24 protein-coding genes are annotated in these 26,296 nt (G+C 67.2%); 12 read left to right on the forward strand and 12 right to left on the reverse strand.

What is annotated here, in order from left to right:
* Positions 1-33 precede the first annotated feature (33 nt).
* Positions 34-642 (forward strand): TetR/AcrR family transcriptional regulator, encoded by a 609-nt coding sequence (locus tag A3Q7_RS0101960; RefSeq protein ID WP_018410175.1) that lies wholly within the window; start codon positions 34-36, stop codon positions 640-642.
* Positions 639-1,568 carry an alpha/beta fold hydrolase gene (locus A3Q7_RS0101965; RefSeq protein WP_018410176.1) on the forward strand — a complete coding sequence of 310 codons (930 nt, stop codon included), beginning with the start codon at positions 639-641 and terminating at the stop codon, positions 1,566-1,568. Before A3Q7_RS0101960 ends, A3Q7_RS0101965 begins: the two co-directional genes overlap by 4 nt.
* Positions 1,569-1,872: 304 nt before the next feature.
* Here A3Q7_RS0101965 and A3Q7_RS0101970 read toward each other — a convergent pair whose 3' ends face one another.
* From A3Q7_RS0101970 to A3Q7_RS0101975, 3 genes are all read right to left on the reverse strand, one after another.
* Complete coding sequence (locus A3Q7_RS0101970; RefSeq protein WP_018410177.1) at positions 1,873-2,460, reverse strand: IMPACT family protein; 588 nt, start codon at positions 2,458-2,460, stop codon at positions 1,873-1,875.
* A 100-nt stretch (positions 2,461-2,560) separates the two neighbouring features.
* Positions 2,561-2,635: a pyrroloquinoline quinone precursor peptide PqqA gene (pqqA, locus tag A3Q7_RS20630; protein ID WP_008060153.1), complete on the reverse strand. Its 75-nt coding sequence runs from the start codon at positions 2,633-2,635 to the stop codon at positions 2,561-2,563.
* 133 nt (positions 2,636-2,768) lie between these two features.
* The gene (locus tag A3Q7_RS0101975) at positions 2,769-4,022 is read right to left on the reverse strand and encodes a DUF2399 domain-containing protein (protein ID WP_040570661.1); all 1,254 of its coding nucleotides are present in this window, start codon (positions 4,020-4,022) and stop codon (positions 2,769-2,771) included.
* A 226-nt stretch (positions 4,023-4,248) separates the two neighbouring features.
* Between A3Q7_RS0101975 and A3Q7_RS0101980 the strand changes: the two genes are divergently transcribed.
* Positions 4,249-4,641, forward strand: coding sequence for a DUF423 domain-containing protein (locus A3Q7_RS0101980; RefSeq protein ID WP_018410179.1), 393 nt, complete (start codon positions 4,249-4,251; stop codon positions 4,639-4,641).
* Positions 4,642-4,683: 42 nt separating this feature from the next.
* Here the strand turns inward: A3Q7_RS0101980 and A3Q7_RS0101985 are convergent, their stop codons facing one another.
* The 9 genes from A3Q7_RS0101985 to prfB all read right to left on the reverse strand — a co-directional run bounded on the left by A3Q7_RS0101985 (position 4,684) and on the right by prfB (position 16,821).
* A complete protein-coding gene (locus tag A3Q7_RS0101985; RefSeq protein ID WP_026224383.1) occupies positions 4,684-6,747 on the reverse strand; it encodes a tetratricopeptide repeat protein in 2,064 nt (687 codons plus the stop codon).
* A 13-nt stretch (positions 6,748-6,760) separates the two neighbouring features.
* Positions 6,761-8,026, reverse strand: coding sequence for a glycosyltransferase (locus tag A3Q7_RS0101990; protein ID WP_018410180.1), 1,266 nt, complete (start codon positions 8,024-8,026; stop codon positions 6,761-6,763).
* A gap of 5 nt (positions 8,027-8,031) precedes the next feature.
* Positions 8,032-8,448: a hypothetical protein gene (locus A3Q7_RS0101995; protein WP_018410181.1), complete on the reverse strand. Its 417-nt coding sequence runs from the start codon at positions 8,446-8,448 to the stop codon at positions 8,032-8,034.
* The gene (locus tag A3Q7_RS0102000; RefSeq protein WP_018410182.1) at positions 8,448-9,257 is read right to left on the reverse strand and encodes a PEP-CTERM sorting domain-containing protein; all 810 of its coding nucleotides are present in this window, start codon (positions 9,255-9,257) and stop codon (positions 8,448-8,450) included. Before A3Q7_RS0102000 ends, A3Q7_RS0101995 begins: the two co-directional genes overlap by 1 nt.
* Positions 9,258-9,508: 251 nt before the next feature.
* On the reverse strand, positions 9,509-12,298 hold the full coding sequence (locus A3Q7_RS0102005; RefSeq protein ID WP_018410183.1) for an AAA family ATPase: 2,790 nt from the start codon (positions 12,296-12,298) through the stop codon (positions 9,509-9,511).
* 179 nt (positions 12,299-12,477) lie between these two features.
* Positions 12,478-13,167 (reverse strand): hypothetical protein, encoded by a 690-nt coding sequence (locus A3Q7_RS0102010; protein WP_018410184.1) that lies wholly within the window; start codon positions 13,165-13,167, stop codon positions 12,478-12,480.
* 16 nt (positions 13,168-13,183) lie between these two features.
* Positions 13,184-14,458, reverse strand: coding sequence for a hypothetical protein (locus A3Q7_RS0102015; RefSeq protein WP_040570662.1), 1,275 nt, complete (start codon positions 14,456-14,458; stop codon positions 13,184-13,186).
* Positions 14,455-15,714: a hypothetical protein gene (locus tag A3Q7_RS0102020; RefSeq protein WP_018410186.1), complete on the reverse strand. Its 1,260-nt coding sequence runs from the start codon at positions 15,712-15,714 to the stop codon at positions 14,455-14,457. The genes A3Q7_RS0102015 and A3Q7_RS0102020 overlap by 4 nt, the downstream gene beginning before the upstream one ends.
* Positions 15,715-15,716: 2 nt before the next feature.
* Positions 15,717-16,821, reverse strand: a protein-coding gene (gene prfB, locus A3Q7_RS0102025) for a peptide chain release factor 2 (protein ID WP_157278068.1) whose coding sequence is annotated in 2 segments (ribosomal slippage) — positions 15,717-16,739 and positions 16,741-16,821 — 1,104 coding nt in all. Because the reading frame shifts where the segments join, the coding sequence is not laid out codon by codon here.
* Between the two features lie 227 nt (positions 16,822-17,048).
* Here prfB and A3Q7_RS0102035 point away from each other — a divergent pair.
* The 9 genes from A3Q7_RS0102035 (at position 17,049) to A3Q7_RS0102075 (ending at position 26,243) form a co-directional block, all read left to right on the forward strand.
* Positions 17,049-18,152, forward strand: coding sequence for a beta-propeller fold lactonase family protein (locus A3Q7_RS0102035; RefSeq protein WP_018410189.1), 1,104 nt, complete (start codon positions 17,049-17,051; stop codon positions 18,150-18,152).
* A 430-nt stretch (positions 18,153-18,582) separates the two neighbouring features.
* Complete coding sequence (gene epsA / locus A3Q7_RS0102040) at positions 18,583-19,377, forward strand: XrtB/PEP-CTERM-associated transcriptional regulator EpsA (RefSeq protein ID WP_018410190.1); 795 nt, start codon at positions 18,583-18,585, stop codon at positions 19,375-19,377.
* Positions 19,374-20,192 carry an ankyrin repeat domain-containing protein gene (locus tag A3Q7_RS0102045; protein WP_232417777.1) on the forward strand — a complete coding sequence of 273 codons (819 nt, stop codon included), beginning with the start codon at positions 19,374-19,376 and terminating at the stop codon, positions 20,190-20,192. Before epsA ends, A3Q7_RS0102045 begins: the two co-directional genes overlap by 4 nt.
* Positions 20,193-20,386: 194 nt before the next feature.
* Positions 20,387-22,360 carry a sigma-54-dependent Fis family transcriptional regulator gene (locus A3Q7_RS0102050; RefSeq protein ID WP_018410192.1) on the forward strand — a complete coding sequence of 658 codons (1,974 nt, stop codon included), beginning with the start codon at positions 20,387-20,389 and terminating at the stop codon, positions 22,358-22,360.
* The gene (locus A3Q7_RS19255; RefSeq protein WP_051079103.1) at positions 22,350-23,000 is read left to right on the forward strand and encodes a flavoprotein; all 651 of its coding nucleotides are present in this window, start codon (positions 22,350-22,352) and stop codon (positions 22,998-23,000) included. The genes A3Q7_RS0102050 and A3Q7_RS19255 overlap by 11 nt, the downstream gene beginning before the upstream one ends.
* Positions 22,952-24,451 (forward strand): DUF6513 domain-containing protein, encoded by a 1,500-nt coding sequence (locus A3Q7_RS0102060; protein WP_018410194.1) that lies wholly within the window; start codon positions 22,952-22,954, stop codon positions 24,449-24,451. The genes A3Q7_RS19255 and A3Q7_RS0102060 overlap by 49 nt, the downstream gene beginning before the upstream one ends.
* Positions 24,448-25,011: a DUF447 domain-containing protein gene (locus A3Q7_RS0102065; RefSeq protein WP_018410195.1), complete on the forward strand. Its 564-nt coding sequence runs from the start codon at positions 24,448-24,450 to the stop codon at positions 25,009-25,011. Before A3Q7_RS0102060 ends, A3Q7_RS0102065 begins: the two co-directional genes overlap by 4 nt.
* Positions 25,011-25,727, forward strand: coding sequence for a (5-formylfuran-3-yl)methyl phosphate synthase (locus tag A3Q7_RS0102070; protein WP_018410196.1), 717 nt, complete (start codon positions 25,011-25,013; stop codon positions 25,725-25,727). Before A3Q7_RS0102065 ends, A3Q7_RS0102070 begins: the two co-directional genes overlap by 1 nt.
* A 114-nt stretch (positions 25,728-25,841) precedes the next feature.
* Entirely contained in the window at positions 25,842-26,243 is a 402-nt protein-coding gene (locus A3Q7_RS0102075) for a hypothetical protein (protein WP_018410197.1), read from the forward strand.
* The last annotated feature ends 53 nt before the right edge of the window (positions 26,244-26,296 follow it).

The raw sequence follows: 26,296 nt of genomic DNA on the forward strand, positions 1-26,296 counted from the left end.
GAAAAATAGCACGACCGTTCGTATCATTCATCCATGGGCAAGGGAGAGCACACGCGTTCGGTCATCCTCGAAGCCGCCGTGGCGCAAGCCAGCGAGGCGGGTTTCGAGTCATTGACCATAGGCGCGCTCGCAGAGCGCACCGGGCTGTCGAAGAGCGGTCTGTTCGCGCACTTCGGTTCGCGCGAAGAACTGCAGTGCGCTGCCATCGACACCGCGGCGCAGAGGTTCGCCGACACGGTGATGATTCCGGCGTTCGCGGTGGCACGCGGGCTGCCCCGGCTTTGGGCCATGTTCGACGGCTGGCTGGGCTGGACGCAGCGCGGTGGTCTGTCACATGGCTGTCCGATCCATGCAGCGTCGGTGGAATACGACGACCGGCCGGGTCCGATGCGCGAGCGTCTGGTGAAGCACTACTGCGAACTGCAGCAGGCGCTGGTGAAGGCGGTGCGCATTGCCATCGACGCAGGTCATCTGCGGCCGGAGGTCGATGCCGACCAGTTTGCCTTCGACATGTTTTCCATCGTGCTCGGCTATTACCACGCGGCCCGTCTGATGGACGACAGCCGTGCCGCCGAGCGCGCGCGCAACGCCTTTTCGCGCCTGATCCACGAATTCGAAGTATCCGGACGTCCGCTGCCATGACTGCTCTCGCTTCCGACCTTCCCGCCCATGCACCGGCCGCGATCGGCGTGTCGCTGCCGGTTGTGCTGCTGCTGCGCAACTATTTCCGGCTGACCAGCCGCGTCGCGCCCGAACTGGCCCGGCGCACCGCGGAGCGACTGTTCACGACACCGCCCAGGCCCAGGCGGGCGGTGGCATCCCGGCTTCCGGCGCGGCGCGAGACGGTGAGCGCCGGCCGGCATGACATTGCGGTCTGGACCGCCGGCCCGGTCGAGGCGCCCGCGGTACTGCTGGCGCATGGCTGGGGCGGGCGTGGCACGCAGATGTCGGCGCTGGCCGCCGCGTTGCTCGATGCGGGACTGCGCGTGGTGTGGTACGACCAGCCCGGCCATGGCGAAAGCGGTCGCGCGCGCGTCGGGCTGCCCGACTTCGTGCACACGCTGCAGGCGCTGAACCAGACGCACGGGCCTTTCGCGGCCGCGGTCGGGCATTCGCTTGGCGCGGCGGCGATCGGACTGGCGTTGCGCCGTGGCCTGCGCTTCGGACGCGCGGTATTCATCGGCGCACCGGCATCGATACACGAACACACCTTGCGTTTCTCGGCGCTGATCGGCCTGTCGCCGCGCGTGCGCGAAGCCATGCGCAAGCGACTCGAGCGGCATTACGGGCTGCCCTTCGACGAGATCGACCGCATCGATGAACTGCGGAGCGTGGAGCTGCCCGCCCTGCTGGTGCATGACGCCGACGACGAACGTGTCCCGTTCGCGCACGCCCAGCGTCTGTCCAGCGTGATGCCGCGCGCCCGCCTGCTGCAGACCTGGGGTCTGGGTCACAACCGCGTGCTGAAGGATCCCGCCACCGTCGCGGCCGTCAGCGCCTTCGTGCGCGGCGAACAATCGCTGCCGCCCACCCTGCCGCCACTGCCCACGCCGTCCCCGCTGTATTGATACAACGCACACACGCGACGCATCGTGGCCAGGGTACGCTGTTGCAGGAGCGACCCCAAGGCCGCGACTCCGCACATACCGGCCGCTGGCTTCGATCGAGGCTGCAATCGCCGGCAAGCCCGTTCCCACGAAACCTCCGGCTTCGTTCTCGGCCTGGCCGAGCTTTTGTGGGAGCGGCCTCTGGCCGCGATGGGGCTTGCGCAGGCCGCTGGCTTCGTTCCAGACCGTATCGCGGGCGAGCCCGCTCACCTTCACCTCCTGCCCCACTGATGTGGGAGAGGGGAAGCCATTGACATAGCTGGCGTCAGCCTTCGATCCAGCCTATGCGGCCCTGACTGGCGTCGTTGAGCCGGGCGACGAAACGCGGAGCGTCCGGTTCCGGCAGGCGTATGGCCATGGCGACGACCGATCCGTGCGCGACCTCTTCCAGCGTGGCACGCGCGGCGTCGATTTCCCGGCGCACCAGGCCTTCAAGCGAGTAGGGCAGGGTGCAGCGCAGCGTGCGCACGCGGGTGAGCGGCACTTTCACCGCCGACAGGAGCGCCTGTGCGACGGCGTCGGTGTAGGCGCGGACCAGGCCGCCCGCGCCCAGATTCATGCCTCCGTAGTAGCGCACGACGGTGGCGAGCACGCCTTCCAGATCCTGATGTCGCAGCACTTCGAGCATGGGGCGGCCTGCAGTGCCGCTGGGTTCGCCGTCATCCACGGCCGCGGACTGGCCACCCGCCAGCAGCGCCCAGCACACATGCGTGGCGCCCGGGTGCTGACGCCACAGTTCCAGCACGCGCTGTTGCGCAGCGCTGCGGTCGGGCATCGGTTCGACACAGCCGAGGAAACGGCTTTTCTTGATGGTGAGGTCGCTATGGACCGGTGAGGCGAGGGTGCTGGACATGGGCCGGAGCTTACCGCAGCCCGGCGAGAGCGCAGATGTGAGGGCTGGAAAACAAGAAAGCGGGCAATGCCCGCTTTCTTGTTTGCTCAAGCGCCGAAGATCAGCGGTTGGCGACGTACATGGTGATTTCGAAGCCGAAACGCAGGTCGGTGGCCTTCGGGGTTTCCCAGTTCATGTGTCTCTCCTCGGTCTTGATGTACTCACTGCGACATGCAGTGCATGGATCGGATACTGCGCCTGCAGCGATGCAGACTCATCGCTTGCGTCTGGAACAGGGACTCATGAATTTCTCCAGTCGCGGGCGGTGCTCAGAGCAGGGCCTCCTGCTCGCCCTTCTCGCCGCTGGCAAGCATGGCGCCCGCAAGTGCATCCAGCGTCGGCGGCAGACCTTGTGATCGCAGCAGGAGCAGTTTTTCGCGATCGCGTGCGGTCAGCGAGCGACGTACGGACAGACCGGCCAGATCCTCTGCGCTCATGTGCCATGGCGACCATACGAGCCCCTTCTCCTGCCAGATCCGGGCGGCGTGAAGAGCGATGGCGATGCCGTCCGGATCGGGGTCGCAGGCGATGAAGCACGGTGCCGGCGCGGCCGCCAGCAGTGTGCGTATCGCCTGCAGCCACCACGACGGTGGGTAGCCGGGCAACCACAGCACGGCCTCGTCCGCTGCGGCGCTGCGCGCCACGCGCTCGAAACTGCTGAGGTTCTCGACCAGTCGCCAGCATGCCGGTTTTCCCTCCACCCTCGAATGTTCAAGCGTGCGGGGGCTCAAACCGATGAAATCGCCGGCCGCGCCGAGATCCAGCACGCCTGCCGAGCTGTGCAGCCGCAACGGGGCGCGCAGACGCAGCAGCGGCGTATGGTCCTCGATGCCGCGCCGGGCGAGATCGGTCGCGGCATTCAGCCACTCCCGTTCGCTTCCGGTCACGGCCTTGGTATCGCCGCGGGCGAACTGGGCGAAATCGCGCCAGGTGCCGCTGCGTCCTTCGGCGCTCCACCGTGCGAGCGACTCGAGCAGCGCGAGCCGCGACAGCGCGCGGGCCGGTGGCTCCGCATCGAGTGCATCGACGGCGGCATCCAGTTCCGCATCATCGAACCGGGTGTCGCGCCGACCCGCCCAGATCTGTCTGGCGTGGTCAGGTTCGGGCAGACCGAGTGCGCTGCGCAAGGCCGGGGCGCCGGTGAAGCGCACCGCATGCAGCCACCAACTGCCGCGTTCGAAGCGCTCCTCGGTTTCGATCAGGCCGGCGCGCAGCAGCAGGTCGATCACGCGGTCCATGTCGTGCGCCCGCGCTGCGCCGGCGGATTTCAGCAGCACGTCGCGCCGCACCGGTCCTTCACCCCGACGCGCGACCCAGGCGGATACCATGGCGCGCCATTCCGACGGCCAGGTGTCGGCCGCCAAAGGCTGCGGACGCACCGCGCGCCAATGACGCCGGTCGCGCAGCGTGGCGCGCCTGGGATCTCCCGGACGCAGGCAGGCGAGCCCTTCGGCATCGGGGGCGCTCCAGTGCTCAGTACGGTCCTTCGCGTCCATGTCGATGGTTGAAAGCGCTCGCCTCATGGTGATGGAGCGACCAGCATAGCCGCACGAATGCGCGATGCGTGCGGTCGCTCGGCGCACAGGTCACGGATAGGGCCGACTTGGCGGGCGGACTGTGCGCAGGCACTCCGCTTGCGTATGCTGCGTGCGCGCATGTGCGTCATCATCGCTTGCGGCTGTCCGTTCATGCATCGTGACGCGCTGGCATGGCTCGCTGTTGGATCATCTATCGAGATTCCCGCTCATCATGGAAAACACGCTTCCTCCCGGCGCGCGCCGCTGGCTGACCATTGCCGCACTGGCTGGCGCACTCGCAGTCATGACCGGCGCCTTCGGCGCGCACGCGCTGCGCGCGCGACTGGACGAATACATGCTCGGCGTATGGCAGACGGCCGTGCAATACCACTTCTGGCATGCGCTGGCGCTGGCACTCGTCGGCGTGCTGTCGCTGCACCTGCGCGCCTCGCGCGCGCTCGCCATTTCTGCCGTGCTCATGCTGGCCGGCATCCTGCTCTTCAGCGGCAGCCTCTACGCGATGGCCTTGAGCGATATGCGCGCGCTCGGCATGGTGACGCCCTTCGGCGGCCTGGCCTTCATTGGCGGCTGGATCGCGCTGGCGATCGGAGTGTGGCGCAGCTAGCCGGATGCGTTGCCGATGGCCGCATGTCCGCAATCCCGCCGCTTACCACCAGGCGTTGACGGAAAAGCTGCCGAAGCGCCGCCAGTAGCCGCTGCCGCCGCCCGGCGATCCGGCTTCGCTGTCCGACATGCCTGCAGCGGCACGCAGTTGCCAGCCGGGCCCGAGGTCGTAGGCGATCCAGCCTTCGAGCAGATAGTTGCGGCCGGAGGCGGTACTGCCCCAGCCATCCTTCTCGTGATAGCGGCCGATGCCGGCTTTCGCATAGCCGGTCCAAGGCCCTTTCTCGCCGTACAGCGCGGCGAAGATGCGGCCTTCGATATAGCGGTCCGGGTTGTAGTAGCCGCGGTTCTCGCGGAATTCGTTCCAGGGGCGCGAGTTGTCGAAGGTCTGGCCTTCGATGCCGAGCAGCACCTTGGGCAGTCGCCATATCGCGCGATCGGCTCGCCACGTGAGGCGGTTGCGCGTGTTGCCATCGTCGAAATCGAGTCGGGCCACGCCAGCGGCGAGGCTCCATTCAGGTACCGGACGGAATTCTGCGCCGAGCGACATGTCGCGGTAATCAACCTGATTGCGCAAGGCGGTGACGGTATCGATGATGCCATTGCCTGCCTCGGCGTCGACGCGCCAGCGGTCGGTCGGTAGGTAGCGCGCGCGCGCGCGCCACAGTCCGCTTGACCAGCCGTCATAGTCGCGCGCGCCGACGGTGAACGAGGTCCATGCCGAACCGTAGCGGCTGCGCACATCGCCCAGCCGCAGTCCGTAGCTCACGGAAAGCTCACGGCCATCGATGGACCGGCGCGGTTCATTGCCGACGACCGGTCGTCCGCTGATGTGAGGCAGGCGCAGCCCCACTTCCACGTTGCGGTCGGGCGACAGGCGCCAGCCCGCCAGCGCCCAAGGGGTGACTATGAACAGCCTGTCGGCATCCTCGGATGCATCCAGGCCGGCGGAGGCGTAATTCTGCACCTCGCGCCGTATGCGCCAGTCGCGCAGCCAGCGCGCATTCGGGTCTTCCAGCGGTTCGAGCAGCGGCATCGCCTGGTCGGCGTAGCCTGCCCAATACAGTGCGCGTGCCTTGGCCACGCGTTCGCCTTCGTCGGACAGCGTGCCCAGGCTGTCGAAGGTCTGCACGGCGGCGCGATGCCGGCCGCCGAAGTTCTGTGCCTGCGCGAGTCCGATGCGCGCATCGCGGTCCTGCGGGTCGCGCGCGACCAGTGCCTCGTACTCGATGCGCGCGTCCTCTGTGCGATCCGACCACAGCAGTGCCCGGGCCAGGCCGAGGCGCGCGGCGCGATCGTCCGGACGCGCCTGCAGCAGGCGTTGCCAGGCCTCGACCGCGCACGGATGGCGATCGAGCGCGGCGCAGGACTGCGCCAGTCCGCGCCAGCTCTCCGGCAGTTCCACGCCGGCGGCATGCGCTTCGGCGAACAGCGTGCGCGCGGCGTGCGCGTCGCCTGACCACAGCGTCTGCCAGGCGTAGGGGGCCAGCCATTCGCGGCGACGTTCCGGCGCCCGTTCGATGGCGCGCGCGTAACTCGCCGCCGATTCGCGATTGCGGTCCATGCGTGCGAGCAGCCGCGCACGCTCGGCCAGCGCATCGGCATCGGGCGGGCGTATCGCGTCGAGCTGATCGGCCGTGGCGAGCGCCTCCGCACTGTCGCCGCGTTCGACCTGCGCATAGAACCGGGCGCGCAAGGCGTCGATCAATCCGCGGCGCACATCGGCGCCTTGCTGCGGACTGAGTGCGTCATGCATGCGCGCGCGGAACAGCTCGATCGCGCGGGCATGGCGGCCGGCCCAGAGCGACTGCCAGGCGAGCGAATCGATCACGTCATCGCGCCGCTGTGGCGCGCGCGCCAGCACGCTCTCGTACAGGTCGGCCGCGCGCGCGTTGTGGTCGGCGAAACCTTCGACGCGGGCGATTTCGATCAGCAGGTCGCTGTCATCCGGATACTGTCCGGCCAGTGGCCGCAACAGTTCCAGCGCTTCGGCGTAGCGCTGCTGCGCCACCAGCACGCGTGCCTGTTCGCGCTGCGGATGCACGGCATGCGCGGCCGGCAGGGCCAGCGCGACGAGCAGCGCAACCAGGGCGGAACGGGCTTTCATGGCGCGCAATGTATCAGGCCTCCGGGCCGCTGCGGGGCGTGTTCCAGCGCACCGGCTCGCGCGAGGGGCGCACGAACAGATGAGAAAGAGACAGACAGGTGGTGATGGACAGGAAGGCCCAGTAGATCAGCGGATAGAACACGGCATACGGGAAGTACTTCCAGATGCCGCGGTCGTAGCGATGGTCGATCAGCGTACCCAGCGCGAGTTGCAGCAGGCACAGCGTCGCGATTGCCATGCCCCACAGGTTGGGAAAGGGCGAGGCACCCACGGGCGGAATGCCCATGGACCAGGACACGAACCACAGCGCGCTGAGCAGCATGAATACGACGGCCCACAGGATGGACAGGATGGACTCGACGAACATTGGCCACATGCGGCGGTAGCGCCAGTGCAGCATCACGTCGGCGTGCCGGTGCAGCACTTCCATCAACCCGCGCGCCCAGCGCAGCCGCTGCCGGAACAAGGCCTTGAAATGGGTGGGTACCGTCATCCAGACGATGGCGCGCGGCTCGTAGCGGATGTCGAAGAAGCGCCGCTGCAGCTTCCAGGTGAGTTCGATGTCCTCGGTCGGCATGTCGGGCGAGAAGCCATCCACCGCGAACAGAGCGCTCTTGCGGAAGGCCGCAACCACGCCGGACACGGTGACGATGCGGCCCCAGATGCGCTGCGAGCGTCGCAGCAGGCTCACGATGGACGTGAATTCGATCGCCTGCAGCCGCGCCAGGAAGCTGTCGACATTGCGCACCCGCGGATTGCCGGTGACCGCCGCCACGCGCGCGCTGCGGAAGTGCGGCACCATGCGCCACAGGATGTCGGGTTCCGGTTCCGCATCGGCATCCATGATGAGCACGATGTCGCCGCGCACCATGGGCAGCGCATCGTTCAGCGCCAGCGCCTTGCCCTCGTTCACCCGCTTGTCGATCAGCCGCACGCGGCCGGACTGCACGAAAGGCAGCACGCGCTGCACCGTGTAGTCGCTGGAACCGTCATTCACCACGACGATTTCGTAATCCGGGTAGTCGATATTGCATGCGGCCGCGAGCGAGCGGCCGATCATCGCTTCCTCGTTGTGCGCCGGCATGAGCACGGTGACCGGTGGCGCCCAACTGCGGTCCGGCTCCGTGTCCTCATCGCGTTCCCAGCGCAGCACGAAGAACAGCGAGGTGGTGATCCACACCAGGCTGGAAACGATGGGATAGGCAGCGAAGAACAGCAGCATGAGGTCGTAGACCGTCGTGTGCTGCAGCGACAGGATGAACTGCGAACTGGTGGCCATGGGCGTCAGCCCTTGGCGAAGATGCGGGTGAGCACGCGACCTTCGTGGTCACGGCGTATCAGCGTGCGGTAGACCTTGCGGTCATCGACGATGCCGATGACCGTGATGCCGGCCGTCCGCACGGCCGCCCAGTCGGCGATCACTTCGCGCCCGTTCCAGTCGCGGACATAGTGTGCCTCGGCCTCGATGGCGCGCGTGCGTGGACCCTTGACGCGGGCGATCGCCAGATTGTGCAGCACCCAGTACAACGTGACCAGCGGCGCCACGACCAGCGTGCCGATCACCATTTTCGCAAGCACCGCATAGTCGGGCAGATCGCTCGCCACCCGCATCCAGGCCAGCAAGAACAATGTCCAGCCGGATACGACAATGAATAGATGGAAGAGCTTCTGGTGCGGGCTGCGCAGAGGGTCCCGACGCATCAGGTGCGTCGCCGCACCACCGCCGCAAGCGCCAGCAGGCCAGCGGCGAACATCGCCCAGGTGCCGGGCTCCGGTACCGGGACTGGCGAAGTGACCAGGTTTTCGGTCGGGACGACAGTCCAGTCGTCGCCCGAACCGCGGCTCCAGCGCAGGTCGACCACGCCGGCTTCCAGCCTGTTGTAGACACCCAGTTCGAAGCGATACAGGCCGACATCGAGCATCAGGTCTTCGCCGAAGCCCTGGCGATCGCGCGGATTGATGCCGTCCTGCGCCATGCTGACCGAATTGCCGTCCTCACCGAACAGCGTGAAGGTGAAGCCGTCGTCGTACAGCACCGAGAAGTTGTACAGGTCGGCTTCGGTGATGCGGATGTAGCCGGTGAACTGTGCCAGCCAGTTGGTCTGCAGCTCGGGCTGTGGCATCGCGTTCGTGCCGCCCCACTGACCGCTGTACAGCTCGTTGTAGAGCGTGTTGCCGAAATTGATGGTCGAGGCGATGCCAGTCCATGTCGAGAGGACCGGCGATTGCCCGGCGGGCGCGTTGATCAGCGCCTGCCAGTCGGCCAGACCCCACACGCCGGTGCCCCAGACGAAGCTGCCGATCGGCTGGCCGCTGCCATAGGTCTGCGTGGCTTCGTCCCACAGCACGGTGCTGCCCTGCCAGTTGTCGTCGATCTTGACGAAACGGGCGTCGGCACCGCTGCCCGAGGCATAGCTGCCCGACAGTGTCGGCGCGAGGTCGATTGTGGCGTGGGCCGACAGCGACAGTGAAGCCAGCAAGCTGGCGGCAACAAGGGTGGACGTGTTCATTGTGGTTCCCGGCGCATGGATCTTTTTTTGGAAGTTGCTGCTGCATGGCAGCAACTATTGCGTGGAATATAACGTACGTGATATGGACCGTATAGTGCGTGCAGGGCGTCACGCTCGCACCGGCCGTTATGTTAAGCCGTGTCAAAAGCGCAGCGCGCAGGCGCGCTTCCGCCCCGCTTTTCACGCATCGCAACAATCCACGTGCTGCATCCGCCCGCGCGCATCGTCCGGCGGCGCCGACGATGCGCCGCTCAGCGCGCGCGTTTGAGTACGCCTATGGGCGGCGCCCAGCCTTCGCCTGGCGCCTTCTTGCTGGTGACCAGCGTAAGCTGCGCCGGCGCGAACACATTGGCATTGTGCGTGACCGGCGTGGTGATCAGATACTGCGCGCGCGTGGCGCCGAGGAAGCGACCGACGCGGTCGATGTTGGCGACGTCCAGATGGGCGAACGGCTCGTCGATGAATACGAAGCCGCCCGGTCGGGTGTCATCCATCAGCAGGGCAATCAGCAGGATGAGTGACTTCATCACCTGCTGGCCACCGGACGCCTCGCCGTCGTTGAGGCCGACCGCGCCCTTGCGGTCGAAGTCGAAGCTCACCTCCAGCCCGGCCTGGGCCAGAGACAGGTCGTCGTTATCCAGGTGCGGCGTCGGGCAGTCGACGCCGACACCGGCCAGTTCGCCCAGTGCGCGCAGGTTCTTGGCGTACTGCCGCACCGTGGCGCGCAACTTGGCGATATAGGCGGCGCGCGCATCGTCGGTCAGGCGGCGTGCGGTCGCGCAATACCCCTGGCGGGCGGCGTAATCCTGCTCGCGCTTGGCGAGGTCGTCGCGCAGGCGCTCGCGCAGCGTCAGCGCTGCCGGGTCGGTGATCCAGTCGCCGCGCGCCAGCAGTTCACGCAGGCGGCCCAGTTCGCGCCGTGCGGCGCGGGCATCGCCATAGCGTTCGGCGAGCTGCGCCAGTTCCTGCGGGTCGAGCCAGTGCGCCGGCATGCCGCGACGGCGCGCACGCAACTGCAGCAGGCGGCGCGCCTGCTCGTTGCGGCGCGGCGCCGATTCCTGGCTCAGTTCGCGCAGGCGGCGACCGGTGTCATCGATTTCGCGGCGACGGCGGTCGGATTCGACCTCGATGCCGCGCAGATTCTCGTTCAGCCGTTCGACCTCGCGGCGCGCGGCATCGCGTGCCGCTTCGGCGGCTGCGCTGCGTTCGCGCGCCGCCGGCTGCGCCTGCGCCGCCGCGGCGAATTCGGCGCTGCGTTCGGCCAGCAGCGTGGCCGACTGCAGGCCGAGCAGGCGCGCACGCAGTGCCTTCAGCCGTTCGCGCGCGGTGTCGAGTTGCGGACTCAGTTGGCGTCGCTGGGTGTCGAGTGCGGCAATGTCCGCGCCAAGCTGGGCGATGCGCGCCTGGCGCGCCAGTTCGCCGAAGTGGAATTCGGCGGGCCGGCCCAGGTGGCGGGCGCCGCGGCGTTCCTTGTGATAGCCGTCGCGGGTGATCCACTCGGCGTCGCGCGGCAGAGTGCGCGCGGCTTCTGCGTCATCGACGCGCTGCATGCGGTTCAGCAGCTCGCACAGCCAGCGCGGCACCGGCGCGGCGAAGCGCACGACTTCGGCCAGCGAACCGGTGCGCGGCGCGGTGGCGCTCTCGCGCTCGGCGACGATGAAGTGGCGGAAGCGCGCGCGCTCGCCCAGCGCCCAGGCGGCGTGGCGGTCGTCCTCGCGCTCCAGCAGGATGAGGTGGCGGTAGGGCCGCAGCACCGCTTCGAGCGCGGCCTGCCAGGCGGCATCGGTCACCTCGACCACGTCGGACAGTGCGCTGTGCGCGATGCCTGCTTCGTCCAGCCCGGCGCGGAATTCGCTCACTTCGCGGTCGCTCGGCGCGCCGCGGCGTTCGCGTGCCGCACGCAGCGCCTCGGACTTCTCTTCGAAGCGCAGCACCAGTGCCCGCTCGTCGGCGGCCAGTTTCGTGGCGGTCGATTCCGCCTCGGCGTGCTCGGCTTCCAGTGCCAGAGCGTCGGCGCCATGCTCGCTGGCGACGCGCTCGCGCAGCTTGCGTTCTTCGTCGAGCAGGCGCTCGATGTCGCGCAGCGCGTCGTGCGCGCCGAGCTGTTCGGTCTCGGTGGTCTTCTCGGCGGCACGTGCCACGTCCAGCGCCGACTTCGCAGCGTCGCGCTCGCTCTTCACCGATTCCAGCCGCGCCGACACGGCGTCGTGCTCGACGCGCAGCCTGCGCAGGTCTTCACGCAGCCGCGTCAGCCCGCTGCGCTCGCCTTCGATGTCGCGGCTCAGTTCGGCCACTTCCAGCCGCGGCACGATTTCGGCTTCCAGCGCGTGTGCCTCGTCCGAATGCTGTTTCCATTCGAGGTAGTTGTCGGCCTCCATGCGCTTGGCCTCGGCCTGGGTGCGCAGGCGGTCGAGGTCAAGGCCTATGCTTTCCAGTTCGCGCTCGGCGCTCTTCTGTTCCTCACGCGCGGCCTGGTAGTTGTCCAGCACCTCCTTGTCGCCGAACACGTCGAACACCAGGTCGAGCAGCGCGCGCGGCGAGTATTCACACAGTTTGTCGGTGTCGCCCTGTTCCAGCGACAGCACCTTGGCGATGGCCGGTGTCAGCCCGCCCCAGGCAAGGCGGTTCTGGTAGTCGCGCAGGCCGGCCCATTCGCTGCCGGCTTCCAGTTGTTCAATCGCCACATTGCCGTCGACGATGGCGTAGTCGCGCGTCCAGTCACCGCCAGCGCGCTTGATGCGGCAGGCCAGCGTCACTTCGTCGTGGATGCACGGGAAGAACGGGCGCTTGCCGGTGCCGCCCGGCACGTTGGCCACCACCGCACGTATCCACGCGAAGTCGCGGTCGGCGCGGCGGACGTAGCGGCGGAAGTCGCGCTTGCCGGAACAGCGCAGCGCGAACAGCGTGCGCAGCGCGTCGAGCAGCGTGGTCTTGCCCGAGCCATTGGGGCCGACGATGGTGATGATCTGGGCGTCGAGCGGCAGCGTGAAGCGGCGCCAGAAATCCCAGTGCACCAGTTCGAGTTGCTTGATGTGGAACATGGTCGTGGTTTGTCAGCGCAGGAGATGGTTTCGTGGGAACGGGGGCTGCCCGCGATGGCTCATGTGAAGCGGTCGTGGCGAAGGCGTCACCGCCGCCTGGACCGTGGCGATGGCGCGCCGATTCCGACCAGCGCCGCCCGCCGCGTGCGGATGCGTGCACGCAGAACGCAAGGAGCGCATCATTCTTCGCCGTCCTCGTCGGCCTGCGCCAGCTCGAAGGCGTTCGCGGTGGGCAGGCGATGGCCCGCTTCGGCCAGTACGTCGGCCAGTGTGCCGTGGATGACGCGGTCGGCCAGGATGCGGTAGTCAAGCAGCACGTCGAGCAGCGGGCCTTCCAGCACCTGGCCGCCGCGCCGTTCGATGAAGCCGAGGCGCGCCAGCTTGCCGAGCGCGAAGTTGAGTTTGGTCTTGCCACCGAGGCGGTTGCCGAAATCGGCCGCCAGCGACGCTTCGGACAGCGCGCCCGATACCGCCTCGCCGTGCTCGACCGGTGTTTCGGCGCCGAACATGTCGTCCTGGCCGTCGTCCTGCAGGCTGCGGCGGTTCACCTGACGCTCGCGCTTGGGCAGCACGATGAGCGCCCAGATCACCATCAGCCAGGCCAGTTCGTCGCGCGTCAGGCCGACGTTGGACGCCGCGTACTCGCGGCCCTGACCGAACACCGGCTCACGCATGTCCTCGGCCAGGCCGACCGCAATATGTGCGGCATAGGGATTGTCGAGCAACTGCAGGCCGACCGTGGCGAGCCGGTTGTCCAGTGCGTGGCGGAAGCTGTCGTCGACCAGCGCGCGGCGAGCCAGCGCGTCGGAGCGCGGGATCGAGCGGTGCGCCAGCAGGCGGGCGGTGAGGGTACGCAGTTCTGTTTCCATCGTCACTCCCGTCGGTTCAGGGTTGTTTTGCCATGCGCGGCGCGACTTCGCCTACCGTGATGGCGGCGACGTCCGCGTCGTCCACCGGCTGGATGTCTTCGCTGAAGCGCACGTCGACCGGCATGCGCAGGAAATCGGCAATCGGGCCTTCGCCCGCCTCGCGCATGCCGTCGGCGTCGGCGTCGCGCAGCAGCGCGAGCAGCGACATGCGGTAGGCGGCCTGGGCGAAGCTGCCGCCCGGCACGATGTCCGCCAGCGACGAGGGGGCATCCAGCCGCTCGATGCGCTGGCCGAACAGTTCGAGCAGGCGCAGGTCTTCCATCTGCGGTGCCGCTGTGACCGGCGCTTCATCGGCCGCCGGCAGGATGGAGGCGCCGGCTTCCGGCACCGGTTCGTTGGCGGCCGCCGGCTCCGCGCGGTCCAGCAGTTCGTGCCCGCCGGCCAGCAGCGTGAGATCGGGGCTGGGCGTCAGCGCGTCTGCGCACAGGCCGGCCAGCGCAGCCGCATCCAGCCCGCGCAGCCAGTTCGCCACGTCGGACGAGGAAATGCCGGAGCCGCCGAGCGTCACGCGCTGAGATTCGATCTTGTTCAGCGCGCGCTGGAAGGAGGCGTCGACCCGCGCCAGCCGCGACTGCGCCAGACCGATGCGCTGTGCCAGGCTGGCGCGCTCGAACGGGATGTCCTCGTCGGCCAGCAGTTCGCGCAGCAGCAGCGTGCCGCGATCCAGCCAGCGCGCATTGGCGGCCAGCCTGCGGCGCGCCGACAGGATGCGGAATTCCGAGCCGGAGGCGATCGCGTCCTCGAAGTGCAGCGTCAGGTCGTTCAACTTGCCCAGCAACTGCTGCAGCGCCTCGCCGGTGTCGCCGTCGACCGCCTGCAGACCCGCCAGCTGGGCGGTCAGAAAGCCCAGCTCGACATCCTCGTCGCCGGACAGTTCGAGCAGCATGGTGAGCGCGGCGCAGGCGTTGCGGCCGACGTCGGACAGCAGGTACTGGCCGTCGGCGATCAGCAGCAGCGCGTGGTCGCGCAGCCGGCGCAGCACGGTTTCCAGCTTGACCGGGTCGATGAAGGCGAAACGCGCGCGCAGCGCGTCCGGTGACCAGCGCGGCATGTCGGCGCTGCGGCCGATTTCGCCGAGCACCATCACGCGCAGCAGCACCTCGGTTTCCGAGCCGTGGAACAGTGTCGTGAATGCGGACAGCATGGGCCGCGCGCGCAGCAGGCGGTCGAGTTCCGGTACTTCTTCCGCCTCGATGCCGGGCGCGAGGAATTCGCTCAAGTCAGCGCTCACTGATAGATCTCCAGCGCGCCGATGCGCGCGTCGATGTCGGTCATGACCGCCTGGTAGGCCGGCGTTCCGACGCCGCCGAAGCGGCGACGGAATTCCGCCTCCGGCATGAATTCGGCCAGGCCGTCCAGCTCCGGCAGCAACTGGCCGGCATCGGACAGTTGCGCGAGCACGCGGGCCACGCGCGCATCGCCCGCGGCAATGCGTTCGCCGAGACGTGTGCCGGCGCGGTCGGCCATCAGGTCGGTGAAGGAAAAGCCGCTGCCGCTGCGTGCATCGCGCACCTCCTTCGACAAACCTATCGTGTCGGCCCATGCCGTGCCCGCATGGGCTGCGATCAGCGCGGAGCCGACCAGATGCTGTGCCATGTCCTCGCGGCCGCGCAATGTAAGCGGGCGCGGCGGTACCGGCAGCCAGCTTTCGGCCTCCGGGAACAGGCTGGCCGGCGATCGGCCGGTCACATGAAGCGCCAGCACCAGCAGCGCGGAGCGCTGTTCGTTGCGCAGGTCGCCGCCGCGCTTGACTGCGAGCGCGAACAGCTTCTGCATCGGCACGAGCAGCGTGTCCTGTCGGCGCGCACGCGCATTCGACAGCGCAATGACCGCACCGTGAAGTTCGGCGTAATAGGCCGCGACGCGCTCCACCTCGCCGGGAGGAAACAGCATGCGCAAGCCATCGCGAGCCGCGATCCGCCCGCGGCTGTGATCGATCAGCATCTGCCCGCGCTCGATGCGCACCGCCTTGCGCGCTTCTGCAAGTGCCAGCGGATCCAGCGTGAGGCCCGTGCGGGCGAGCAACGCAGGGCCGATAGCCGAGATCAGCGCATCCGCGGCGGCGCGGGGCAGATCGAGGGTGCCTATGCTCAGGCGGTCCATATCGAGCATGCCGGCTCGCGACACCATTTCCAGTTCGCCGTTGAGCCAGAAGCTCCCACCCAGCGGGTGCGCCAGCGTGATGATCAGGATGTCGCGGTCCATGCGCGCGGCAGTACGGGTGTCGGCATGGCCGAACCTTTGGCTGGCCCACGCGAGCATCGCCTGCACATCCTGGCTGCCGAGGCGGATCGGCCGGCTGCGTGCACTCTTGCGCGGGTCGATCTGCGCGAGATGACGCAAGGCTTGTTCGCGCGCCGCGACATCCGCCTGCGGCGAAACCTCGCCGACCGCCGGGTGCGTCGACAGCAGCGCCCAGGCGAGCAGGGCGAGGCCGGCAAAGCTCAGTGCGACGCCGAATGCCACGGCGCGCAGCAGGACACGCACCGTCAGACGCCCTGTTTCAGGCTGGCCTGGATGAAACCGTCGAGATCGCCATCAAGCACGGCCTGGGTGTTGCCCACTTCGTGACTGGTACGCAGGTCCTTGATCCGGCTCTGGTCCAGCACGTAGGAGCGGATCTGGTGGCCCCAGCCGATGTCGCTCTTGGTGTCTTCCAGCGCCTGCTGGGCCGCCTGGCGCTTGCGCAGTTCGGCCTCGTACAGCCGCGACTTCAGCATGGCCATCGCTTCCGCCTTGTTCTTGTGCTGCGAGCGGTCGTTCTGGCACTGCACGACGATGCCGGTCGGTACGTGCGTGATGCGGATGGCCGAGTCGGTCTTGTTGATGTGCTGGCCACCGGCACCCGATGCGCGGAAGGTGTCGATGCGCAGATCGGCCGGATTGATTTCGATATCGATGGAGTCATCGACCTCGGGGTAGACGAACACGCTGGAGAAGCTGGTATGGCGGCGCGCGCCCGAATCGAAGGGGCTCTTGCGCACCAGCCGGTGGATGCCGGTTTCCGTGCGCAGCGTGCCATAGGCGTACTCGGCGCTTACCTTGATCGTGGCGCTCTTGATGCCGGCCACTTCGCCTTCCGACTCTTCCATCACCTCGACGCTGAAGCCCTTGCGCTCGCAGTACTTCACGTACATGCGCAGCAGCATCGAGGCCCAGTCCTGGGCTTCGGTGCCGCCTGCGCCGGCCTGGATTTCCAGGAAGCAGTTGCTCGGGTCCTGCGGGTTGTTGAACATGCGGCGGAATTCAAGGCCAGCCACATCGGCCTCGATCTTCTCCTTGTCCGCCTCGATGGCGGCGACCGTGTCCTCGTCCGCTTCCTCGCGCGCGAGATCGAACAGTTCGCGCGCGTCGTTCAGGCGCGCATCAATGGACTCGAGTACGCGCACCACGCCTTCGAGCGAGTGCTTCTCCTTGCCCAGTTCCTGCGCGCGCGCGGTGTCGTTCCACACGCTGGGGTCTTCCAGCGCGCGTTCCACTTCCTCGAGCCGCGATGCCCTGGCATCGTAGTCAAAGATACCTCCGCAGTTCGCCGGCCCGCGATTGCAGGTCGGTCAGGTGATTGGCGATGGCGTTGAGGCGTTCTGCTTCCATGGCGGTCGTCGATGCGGTTTGCGGAAAACCTTGCATTGTACCGCCGCCTGCGTGCGGGATGTTTTCCCTTGCCGGTCCCGGGCTGCTGCGCGAGTTTCTGCGGGATGATTTCCTGTGACGGCCCGCTCGGGTTTGGCGGAAATCCTGAACCCCGAGGGCCGCTGCCCTCTCTATACTTTGCGCCGCGCATCGTCCAGCACCCCTATAAGATCCCGAGGAGACTTTCCATGCGAGTCAAATTTGCCAGCCGCGGCCTGATGCCGGTCGTGCTTTTTTCCCTCATGGCCGGGGCAGGTCTTTCCCGGGCCGCCGGTACCGCCTATGTGAGCAACCAGAACGACGGTATTTCCATCATCGACCTTGCTTCCATGCAGGTGACAGGGGACATGGAGGTGGGGGGCAAGGTGCCGCGCGGACTGGGTATCACCGATGATGGCAAGACCCTGGTGGTGGCGGTGCGCGAATCCGGCGACATCGCGCTGATCGACGTGGCCAGCGGCAAGGTGAGCAAGCGCATCAGGATAGGCAAGAACCCTGAATTTGTGCGGGTGCGTGGCGGCATGGCCTTCGTGTCCTTCGAGCCCACGTCGAAGCTGGGGCCACCGCCCAAGGGCGGTGCTGACAAGAAGGACGATGACGGGAAGGCGGATGGCAAGGGCGGTGCTCATGATGACGATGACGACGACGGCAAGGAACCGGCCAAGGTGGCGGTCGTCGACCTGAAGAAGGGCAAGGTGATCCGCAACATCGTCGGCGGCCCGGAAACCGAAGGCATCGAATTCACCTCCGATGGCAAGCGTCTGGTGGTGACCAATGAAGCCGACAACACGCTGACGCTGCACGACATCAGGACCGGCAAGCTGCTGAAGAAGGTGGATGTCGCCAAGTACGGCACGCGTCCGCGCGGCATCAAGCTGTCACCCGATGGCAAGACCTTCGTTGCCACGCTGGAACTGAGCAACAACGTGCTGGTGCTCGACGACAAGCTCGATCCGGTGAAGGCGGTTGCCACCGGCGAGACGCCCTATGGCGTGGCGTTCGACCGCAAGGGCGAGCGGCTTTTCGTGGCCACGTCGCGCGCCAGGATGCTTGAAGTGTTCGACGCGAAAACCTTCTCCAAGATCAAGGACGTGCCGCTGGATGCGGATCGTTGCTGGCATTTCAGCTTCACTCCGGATGAGCAAAAGATTCTGGTGGTGTGCGGCCGCTCCGATGCGGTGGTGGTGGTCGACGCGCAGAAGCTGGAAGTGACCGGCCGTATCGAGGACAAGAAGCTGCCGTGGGGCATCGTCACCTGGCCGCGGGCGATGGGCAGTCTCGATCAGCCTTGAGCAGGGCCGGTCGCCCGGTGCCTGGCCGGCGGCGCGCCCGGATCCTGCGGGCGATACCTCAGGCGGGCAAGGGCAGCCGCTGGCCGAAGCGGCACGGAACCGCTACCCGCCGGTGCGGAACGTCATCCCTGCCTCGACCCGAGCGGGCGTCCCGAGGGCGCTCGCTTCCCTCGCTTTCCGTTCTGGAACTCAGCCGTTTGCGCGTGTCTCGCGCGGACGACCCGGTGCGGTGACCCTGTTTCACCGCCTTGCAACATTTGGCTGCAAAACTTCGGTCCTGCTTACATCAGGTCATGTGTTGCTTGCATGACGCATCCGCTGGGTCAGGGGCCCGGCCCCGCTTGGGGCGAGCGGCCGCGGTCGGTATCACTCATGTGCGTGCGTACCGATCACAACAACAGTCAACGCGTTGCAGCTCCTCTCCTCCACCATGGCAGATCCGCTCGACCGCGGTCAGATCGATTCGCAGCAATTGCTGTTCACGATCGAAACGTCCATACGCGTGGTGAAACGCTTCCAGTTCTTCCTGTGGGCACAGGGCTCCTTGCAGGCGTTGTTGCCGCACGAAATCATGGTGTGTGCGTGTGGCGACATCGAGCGACTGGATTTCCGCGCGATGGTGTTTTCGCGCACTGTGCTGGCACCGGATTTCGAGTCCCGCCTGACCGATCCGGCGGGCGGGCTGATTTCGCGCCTGCTCGAAAGCTGGCGCCAGGGGGCGCGCGAACCGTTGATCAGTGCCCAGGGTGCGGACCACACGCCGGTCGGCCGCACATTGTCGTCCTTGCAACTGACGCACGCGCTGGCCCACGGATGCCGCGAGGTGAGGGGGGAACAATCCACCTTCTTCGCGCTGCTTGGCTTGCCGCTTGCGCCGACACTGCATGATGCGCGCCGCATCGAACTGCTGATGCCTCATCTGCATCTGGCGCTGCTGCGCGTGAACGAGTTCGAACGCGCGGAAAACGGTGCCCGACCGCGCAGCCGCAATCCGCTGCCGATTTCGCTCAGTGCGCGCGAACTCCAGGTGCTCGAATGGGTGCGCGAAGGAAAGACCAATCACGAGATCGGACAGATCCTCGATATCAGTCCGCTCACCGTGAAAAACCATATCCAGAAAATCCTGCGCAAGCTGGACGTGACCAACCGTGCCCAGGCGGTGGCGCGGGTCGCGGCCTTGCGCGCCAGGGAAGGCGGCGTCGATGTCGCCGGAGATGCCTCATGATGAAATCGTCAAAATCCCTTTCTCTGATCGCGCTTTGTTGTGCGACGCTGTTCGCGTCCGGTGTGCACGCTCAGGAACTGCCGCAGGAGTGGGTGGGCGCGATCAGGGAAGCGCCGCGCCCGCGAGATCGCATGCCCGCGACGGCGATGCAGTACGCGGATATCCGGCGCGCTGCCAGCGATCCGGACGTACGCGACTACCGCGCAAGCGATTACGCGATGCTGTCGGCGGCACGCCGCGGCGACTGGGCCGCGGTGTCCCGTCTGCTCAAGGCGGGCGCGCAGCCGAATGTGCGCGATGTGCTGGGCGACAGCGTGCTCGCCCGCGCGGCCTCGGCGGGTGAGCTGAATCTGGTGCGCGCATTGATCGCCGCCGGTGCCGATGTCAATCGGCGCGGAGCATCCGGTTTCACCCCTCTGGGTGGCGCGACGCTGGCCGGCCACCATGCGGTGGTGGCGCTGTTGCTGAGAGCGGGTGCGGATGTTGATGTGAAAAGCGCGAACGGCCATGTGCCATTGATCGATGCCGTGCTCATGGATCGTGGCGAGGTGATCGCGGAACTGCTGCGACACCGGCCCGACTTCCTGCAATACGACCGCGAACTCGGGCGGCACGCGCTGTCGCTTGCTGCCTACCTGGGCCATATCGGCGTCATGGACCAGTTGCTTGCCGCCGGCTTCGATCCGAACGAAATCGACCGCTCGGGCTTCAACGCGCTTTACTGGGCGGTGTTCCGCAGGCAGCGTCTGGCCGTGGCCCATCTGCTGGCGTCCGGTGCCGAGCCCGGCGCCATGTCGACCGACATCTACGACTGAGCGGTGCAAGCGGGCGCCCCCTGGGGGTCTGCCCGGGGCGGCCCGTGAACGCTTCCCGCCGGGGTGGTACCATTGGGCGCTTTTTCCGGGCCGGCCGCGATGCGGCCACCCGGATCGCCTGCCGGAGGACGATGCGTGTGCAATCGACCGTCGGCAGCCCGAAGAGCGCTTACCGGTTCCCTGGGTTCGAACACATGGTTTCTACCAATCAGGTGGCTGAACACGTCCGTTCGGTACACGCCATCATCAGCCGTCCACAGCGCCCCGCCGGGCACGAACTCGTGGCCCGATCCTGGCTGCGATGCTTTCACGAGCTGGGGCTGGATCCCGCATCGGAAGACACCCAGCCCGCGCTGCAGCCGCAGGCCTGGCGCGAGCGCGGCGACAAGCTCGGCGAGGTGATGGATTCGGCGGTGCCCGAAATGCAGGCTCTGCACCGCCAGCTCGACGATCCCAGTTCGGCGCTGGTGCTGGCCGACGCCGAAGGCGTCATCGTCAGTGTGGTCCGCCATCCCGGCTTTGCACGCGAGGCCTCGCTGCGCGGGCTGGTCGAGGGCGCACGCTGGAGCGAGGATCTGCAGGGCACCAACGGCATAGGCACCGTCCTGACCGAACGCCATTCGCTGGTGATTTCACGCGAGGAGCATTTCTTCGCGCGTCATATCGACATGATCTGCGCCGGTGCGCCCATCTATGACGGCGTGGGTGAGGTGGCGGCCGTGCTGGCCGTCTGTTCGCTGTCGCCGGGTGGCGCGCGCGCGTTGCGCGCGCTGGTCGAGCGCTCGGCGCGGGTGATCGAACACCGTGCCTTTCGCGCTCGTCACGCCACCGATTACCTGATCCGCTTCCACGCTCATGCCGGGCGCGTGTCCACCGCAGTGGAGGGCATGCTGGCGCTGACGCCGGAAGGCGAAATCGTCGAAGCCAACCACACCGGTTTCGAACTGCTCGCACCCGAGGGCGAAACGCTGCTCGGCCGCGACGTGACCGAGTTCTTCGGTCAGTCGTTGCCGGAACTGCTGTCGCGCAGCTATCGTGCGGGCTTTCATCCGCTCACGCTGTCGATGCCGCAGCACCAGACCTGGCATGTGCTGGCGCAGCAGCCCGCTCGCAATCGCAACCAGTCGGGTTCGCGCTCGGAATCAGCCTCGGCGGCCCAGGCGTTGGCGGAACTGGACCTGGGTGATCTGCGCATGGCCGGCAATGTGCACAGTGCGATGCGCATCCTGGATCGCGACATCCCGCTGCTCATTCTCGGCGAGACCGGATCCGGCAAGGAAGTGTTTGCGCGTGCCTTCCATTCGTCCAGCCAGCGGGCGCGCGGGCCTTTTGTCGCGATCAACTGCGCATCGCTGCCGGAGTCGCTGATCGAGTCGGAACTGTTCGGCTACAAGCAGGGCGCCTTCACCGGTGCCAACCGCGACGGCCGGCGCGGCAAGGTGTTGCAGGCGGACGGCGGCACGCTGTTCCTGGACGAGATCGGCGACATGCCGCTGCAGCTCCAGGCCCGGCTGTTGCGCGTGCTGGAAGAGCGCAAGGTGACCCCGCTCGGCGCGGAGAACGCGGTGCCGGTCGACCTGCAACTGGTGTGCGCGACGCACCGCGACCTGCGCGCCATGGTGCGCGAGGGTCATTTCCGCGAAGACCTGTACTACCGACTGCGTGGCATGGAAGTGACCTTGCCGCCGCTGCGCGAACGGACCGACCGGCGTGCGCTGATCGAGCGCTGTCTGGCCGAGGAAAACGCGGGTCGGCATCCGCCGGTGCGCATCGGCCAGGCCGCCATGCAGGTGCTGGACCGCTATCGCTGGCCGGGCAATATCCGGCAGATGCGCTATGTGCTGCGTACTCTGGTTGCCATGTCCGACGGTGGCGAAATCACGTTGCGCGACATGCCGGCCGAACTGATGGAAGCGCCGGAGCCGGCGGCGGTCGCGACGGGCGGGACATCCCCGGGTGCCGCGCCGGGCGATATGCCCGCGGCGCCGACCAGCAACCTGAACCCGCTGCAGTCGGCCGAGCGCGACGCGCTGCTTGCCGAACTGCGCCGCCATCGCTGGAATATCGCCGGGCTCGCGCGCGAACTGGGCGTGAGCCGCAACACCGTTTATCGCAAGATGAAAAGACTGGATATCGATACTGACACGCAGGCGGGTGATGGCTACTGACCCACGCATGCAGGACATTCCGGATGAAGCCGAGGTGCTGCCCGACGCGCGCATCGCGTGGGGGCTGACCGGATCCGGCCACTTCCTGAAGGAATCGCTGGCGCTCATCGATGCACTGTCGGGCGTCGTACCCGCGGATGCCGACGCGCACGGCGTGGATCTGTTCATGTCGCGCGCCGGCGAGGAGGTGCTGAACATGTATGGCTATCCGCTGGCCGACATGAAGAAGCGCTACCGCGTGTTCCGCGACAGCACGGCCAGTGCCGCCCCGGTCGGCCTGTTCTATCAGGGGCAGTACCACACGGTGGTGGTGGCTCCGGCCACTTCCAACACGGTAGCCAAGTGCGCCTGTGGCATTTCCGATACGCTGGTGACGAACATCTTCGCCCAGGCCGGCAAGCTGCGCATTCCCGTCATCGTGTTCGCATGCGACAACGAACCGGTGGTGGTGACCGAATCGCCCAGCGAATGGGTCACCCTCTATCCGCGCGCGATCGATCTCGCGCACACCGCCCGGCTCGCCGAATTCGAAGGCGTCACCGTGGTCAACAGCGTGGAGGCGCTGGCAAGCGCACTCAAGCAAAGACTGGCATGTCTGACCAAGCCGTCGCCCGCCCCGGCGAGCGCATCCTCTTCCTGACCGGGCATCTCGCGTACAAGAGCCTGCATCGCATCCTCGATGACATGCAGCCTCTGCCTTTCGTGCCCAGCGTGCTCGATGTCGGCATCAATGTGGCCGGCCTGATGACGGCCGACCTCATACGGCGCCGTCTGCCGGCGCCGGTCGATGCCGACCGCATCATCGTGCCCGGCCGTTGCCGCGGCGACCTGGATGATCTGTCGCGCCATTACGGCATTCCGGTGCAGCGCGGTCCGGACGAGGTGAAGGATCTGCCGGTGCACTTCGGCCGCAAGGCGAAGAAGCGGGTGCTCGACCGTCACGACGTGCTCATCTTCGCGGAAATCGTCGATGCGCCGCAGGTCGGTGTCGACCAGGTGCTGGCGACCGCGCGCCGTTACCGGCGTGACGGTGCCGATGTGGTTGACATCGGTTGCCTGCCTGACACGCCCTTTCCGCACATGGAAGACTGCATACGTGCGCTCAAGGACGAAGGCTTCCAGGTGAGCATCGATTCGCTGAATACCGACGACCTGCTGCGCGGCGCGCGCGCCGGTGCCGACTACCTGCTCAGCCTGAAGAAGAGCACGCTGTGGGTGGCGGACGAGGTCGACGCCATTCCGGTGCTCATCCCGGATACGCCGGGCGATCTGGATTCGCTGCGCGACGCGGTGGACATCATGCTGGCACGTGGCGAGCCGTTCTACGCCGATCCCATCATCGAGCCCATCCATTTCGGCTTTACATCGTCCATCGTGCGCTACCACGACCTGCGGCGCACGCATCCGGACATTCCCATGATGATGGGCGTGGGCAATCTGACCGAACTGACCGATGCCGACACCAGTGGCATCAACGCACTGCTGTTCGGCATCATTTCCGAGCTGCGCGTCGGCGCCGTGCTGGCAACCGAAGTCAGTCCGCACGCGCGCCGCGCGGTGAAGGAAGCGGACATCGCGCGCCGCATCATGTATGCCGCGCGCGACGACAATGCGCTGCCGCGCGACTACTCCGACGATCTGATGACCACGCACCAGCGTCGTCCTTTCACCGATACGCCACAGGAGATCGCGGACCTGGCGGCTGCGGTGCGCGACCCGAATTTCCGCATACAGATCAGCGAGCAGGGCATACACATCTACAACCGCGACGGCATGCAGGTGAGCACTGATCCGTTTGCACTGTATCCCGGCCTGAACGTGGCCGATGACGGCGGGCATGCCTTTTACCTGGGTGTCGAACTGGCGCGCGCCCAGATCGCCTGGCAGCTCGGGCGGAGGTATGCGCAGGACGAAGAACTGCTGTGGGGGGCCGCGGTCGAGAAGAAGGAACAGGACCTGATGGCCCATTGCGCGCCCGGCACCACGCTGCAGCGCAAAGCGAAGCGCCGTGCCGCCGGTGCGACCGGCACCCCGAGCGCGGGTGAACACAGCAACACGACGCCGGCGCCGCCCGGCGAGAGCGAATCATGATCTGGGAAACCATACTGACTACGGTGGATGTGCAGGGACGGACCCACATCACGCCGCTGGGCGTACGCGAAGAACGCGGACTGACCGTGCTGGCGCCGTTCCGGCCGTCCGGCACGCTGGACAACCTGCTGGCGACGCGCATCGCGGTGGTGAATTTCACCGACGACGTACGCGTTTTCGCCGGCACATTGACCGGGCGTCGCGACTGGCCGGTACAGGCGGCCGAGAGGATCGGCTGTGCGCGACTGGTCGATACGCTGGCGCACCGCGAGCTGGAACTGGTCGAGGTCGAGGACGACCCGGTGCGTCCGCGCCTGCTGTGCCGGACCGTGCATGAAGAAAGCCACGGCGTGTTTCCGGGTTTCAACCGGGCGCGTTCTGCGGTGATCGAAGCCGCCATCCTGGTCAGCCGCCTGCACATGTTGCCGATGGACAAGATCGATGCCGAACTGGCCTATCTGCAGATCGCCATCGACAAGACCGCAGGTCCGCACGAACTGGAGGCGTGGCGCTGGCTGGTCGAACGGATAGAGTCGCATCGCGCGGGAGCGAAGCCGTGATGCGCATGCTGGCCAGTGTGCGCGATCTCGATGAGGCGCGCATCGTGTTCGATGCCGGTGTCGATCTGATCGACCTCAAGCAACCCGCCGACGGCGCGCTCGGTGCCCTGCCGGTCGATGACATACGGGCGGTGGTGAACTTCGTCGCCGGGCGGGTGGCGACCAGTGCCACGGCCGGCAATGTCGAAGCGGATGCCGCCGCCGTGCAGGCGGCGATGGCGGATGTCGCCGCGACCGGTGTCGATTACGTCAAGGCCGGACTGTTTCCGCCGGACTGGGTGCGCGGAGGTCGCGACTACGCCCCGGTGCACGCCTGCCTGGCCGGGCTGCGCTCCTTGTCCGGCGTGCGGCGCATCGCCGTCGTGTTCGCCGATCTCGCGCCGCCCGTCGATCTGGTCGATGCGGTGGCCGAGGCGGATTTCGACGGCGTGATGGTGGATACCGCGCACAAGGCTGGCTTGAGCCTGCCGGATGTGGCGAGCCGCGACTGGCTGGCAGACTTCGTTGCCCGCGCGCGCGCCCGCGGGCTGCTGTGCGGGCTGGCCGGATCGCTGCGCCTGCATCATGTCGCTGAACTGATGACGCTGCGGCCCGACTACCTCGGTTTCCGCGGTGCGCTGTGTGCCGATCAGACAAGGGCTCACGGGCTGGACCCGCGGTCGGTGCTGCGCGTGCGCGAAGCGCTGCGCGAGGCGGCGCCGCTGGGCGCGGACTGATCCGCTCGTCACCGGGAAAATCGGGCGGATGCAGTATGCAGGCGCGAACCTTGCATCGATGAGTATCGTGTTCATTACCGATGTCGCGCTTCGCTGGCGGCACCACCCGTATCCATGGACTTCATCGACTGGACCTGCAGTGGCGAATCCCGCCTCGACTACAGTTACGCGCGCTTCGCGCTGGCCAAGTCATTCGTGTTCGAGCGCTGGTGCGAACTGGCGGGCGAACGGGCCCTGGCGCAGCCGGACGATCTGTCCGGGTCGTGCAAGTTCGGCTCGCTGTTCATGCGCTATGTGTTCGGCGGCGCGATACGCGGCCATTTCGAGCACCAGTTCAATCTGATAGACGGCCGCATCGTCGACCTCAGCCACGATGCACGGGACGTCGGCCGCATGACCCATCCCTATCTGCACGAACAGACCTTTTTCACCGTGCCCGAGGTGCAGGCCTCGCTGTCCGGCTGTTCGCCGCGCGCCGAACGCTGGGGGCAGGATTTCATCCGCGTGCACGCCTGAGGGGATCGGTGGCGGGTAGCGCCGGCCCTCGGATGGCTGCGCGGGGCAGGCGT

The sequence above is a fragment of the Methyloversatilis thermotolerans genome (genome assembly GCF_000372885.1).
GTDB classification, from domain to species: domain Bacteria; phylum Pseudomonadota; class Gammaproteobacteria; order Burkholderiales; family Rhodocyclaceae; genus Methyloversatilis; species Methyloversatilis thermotolerans.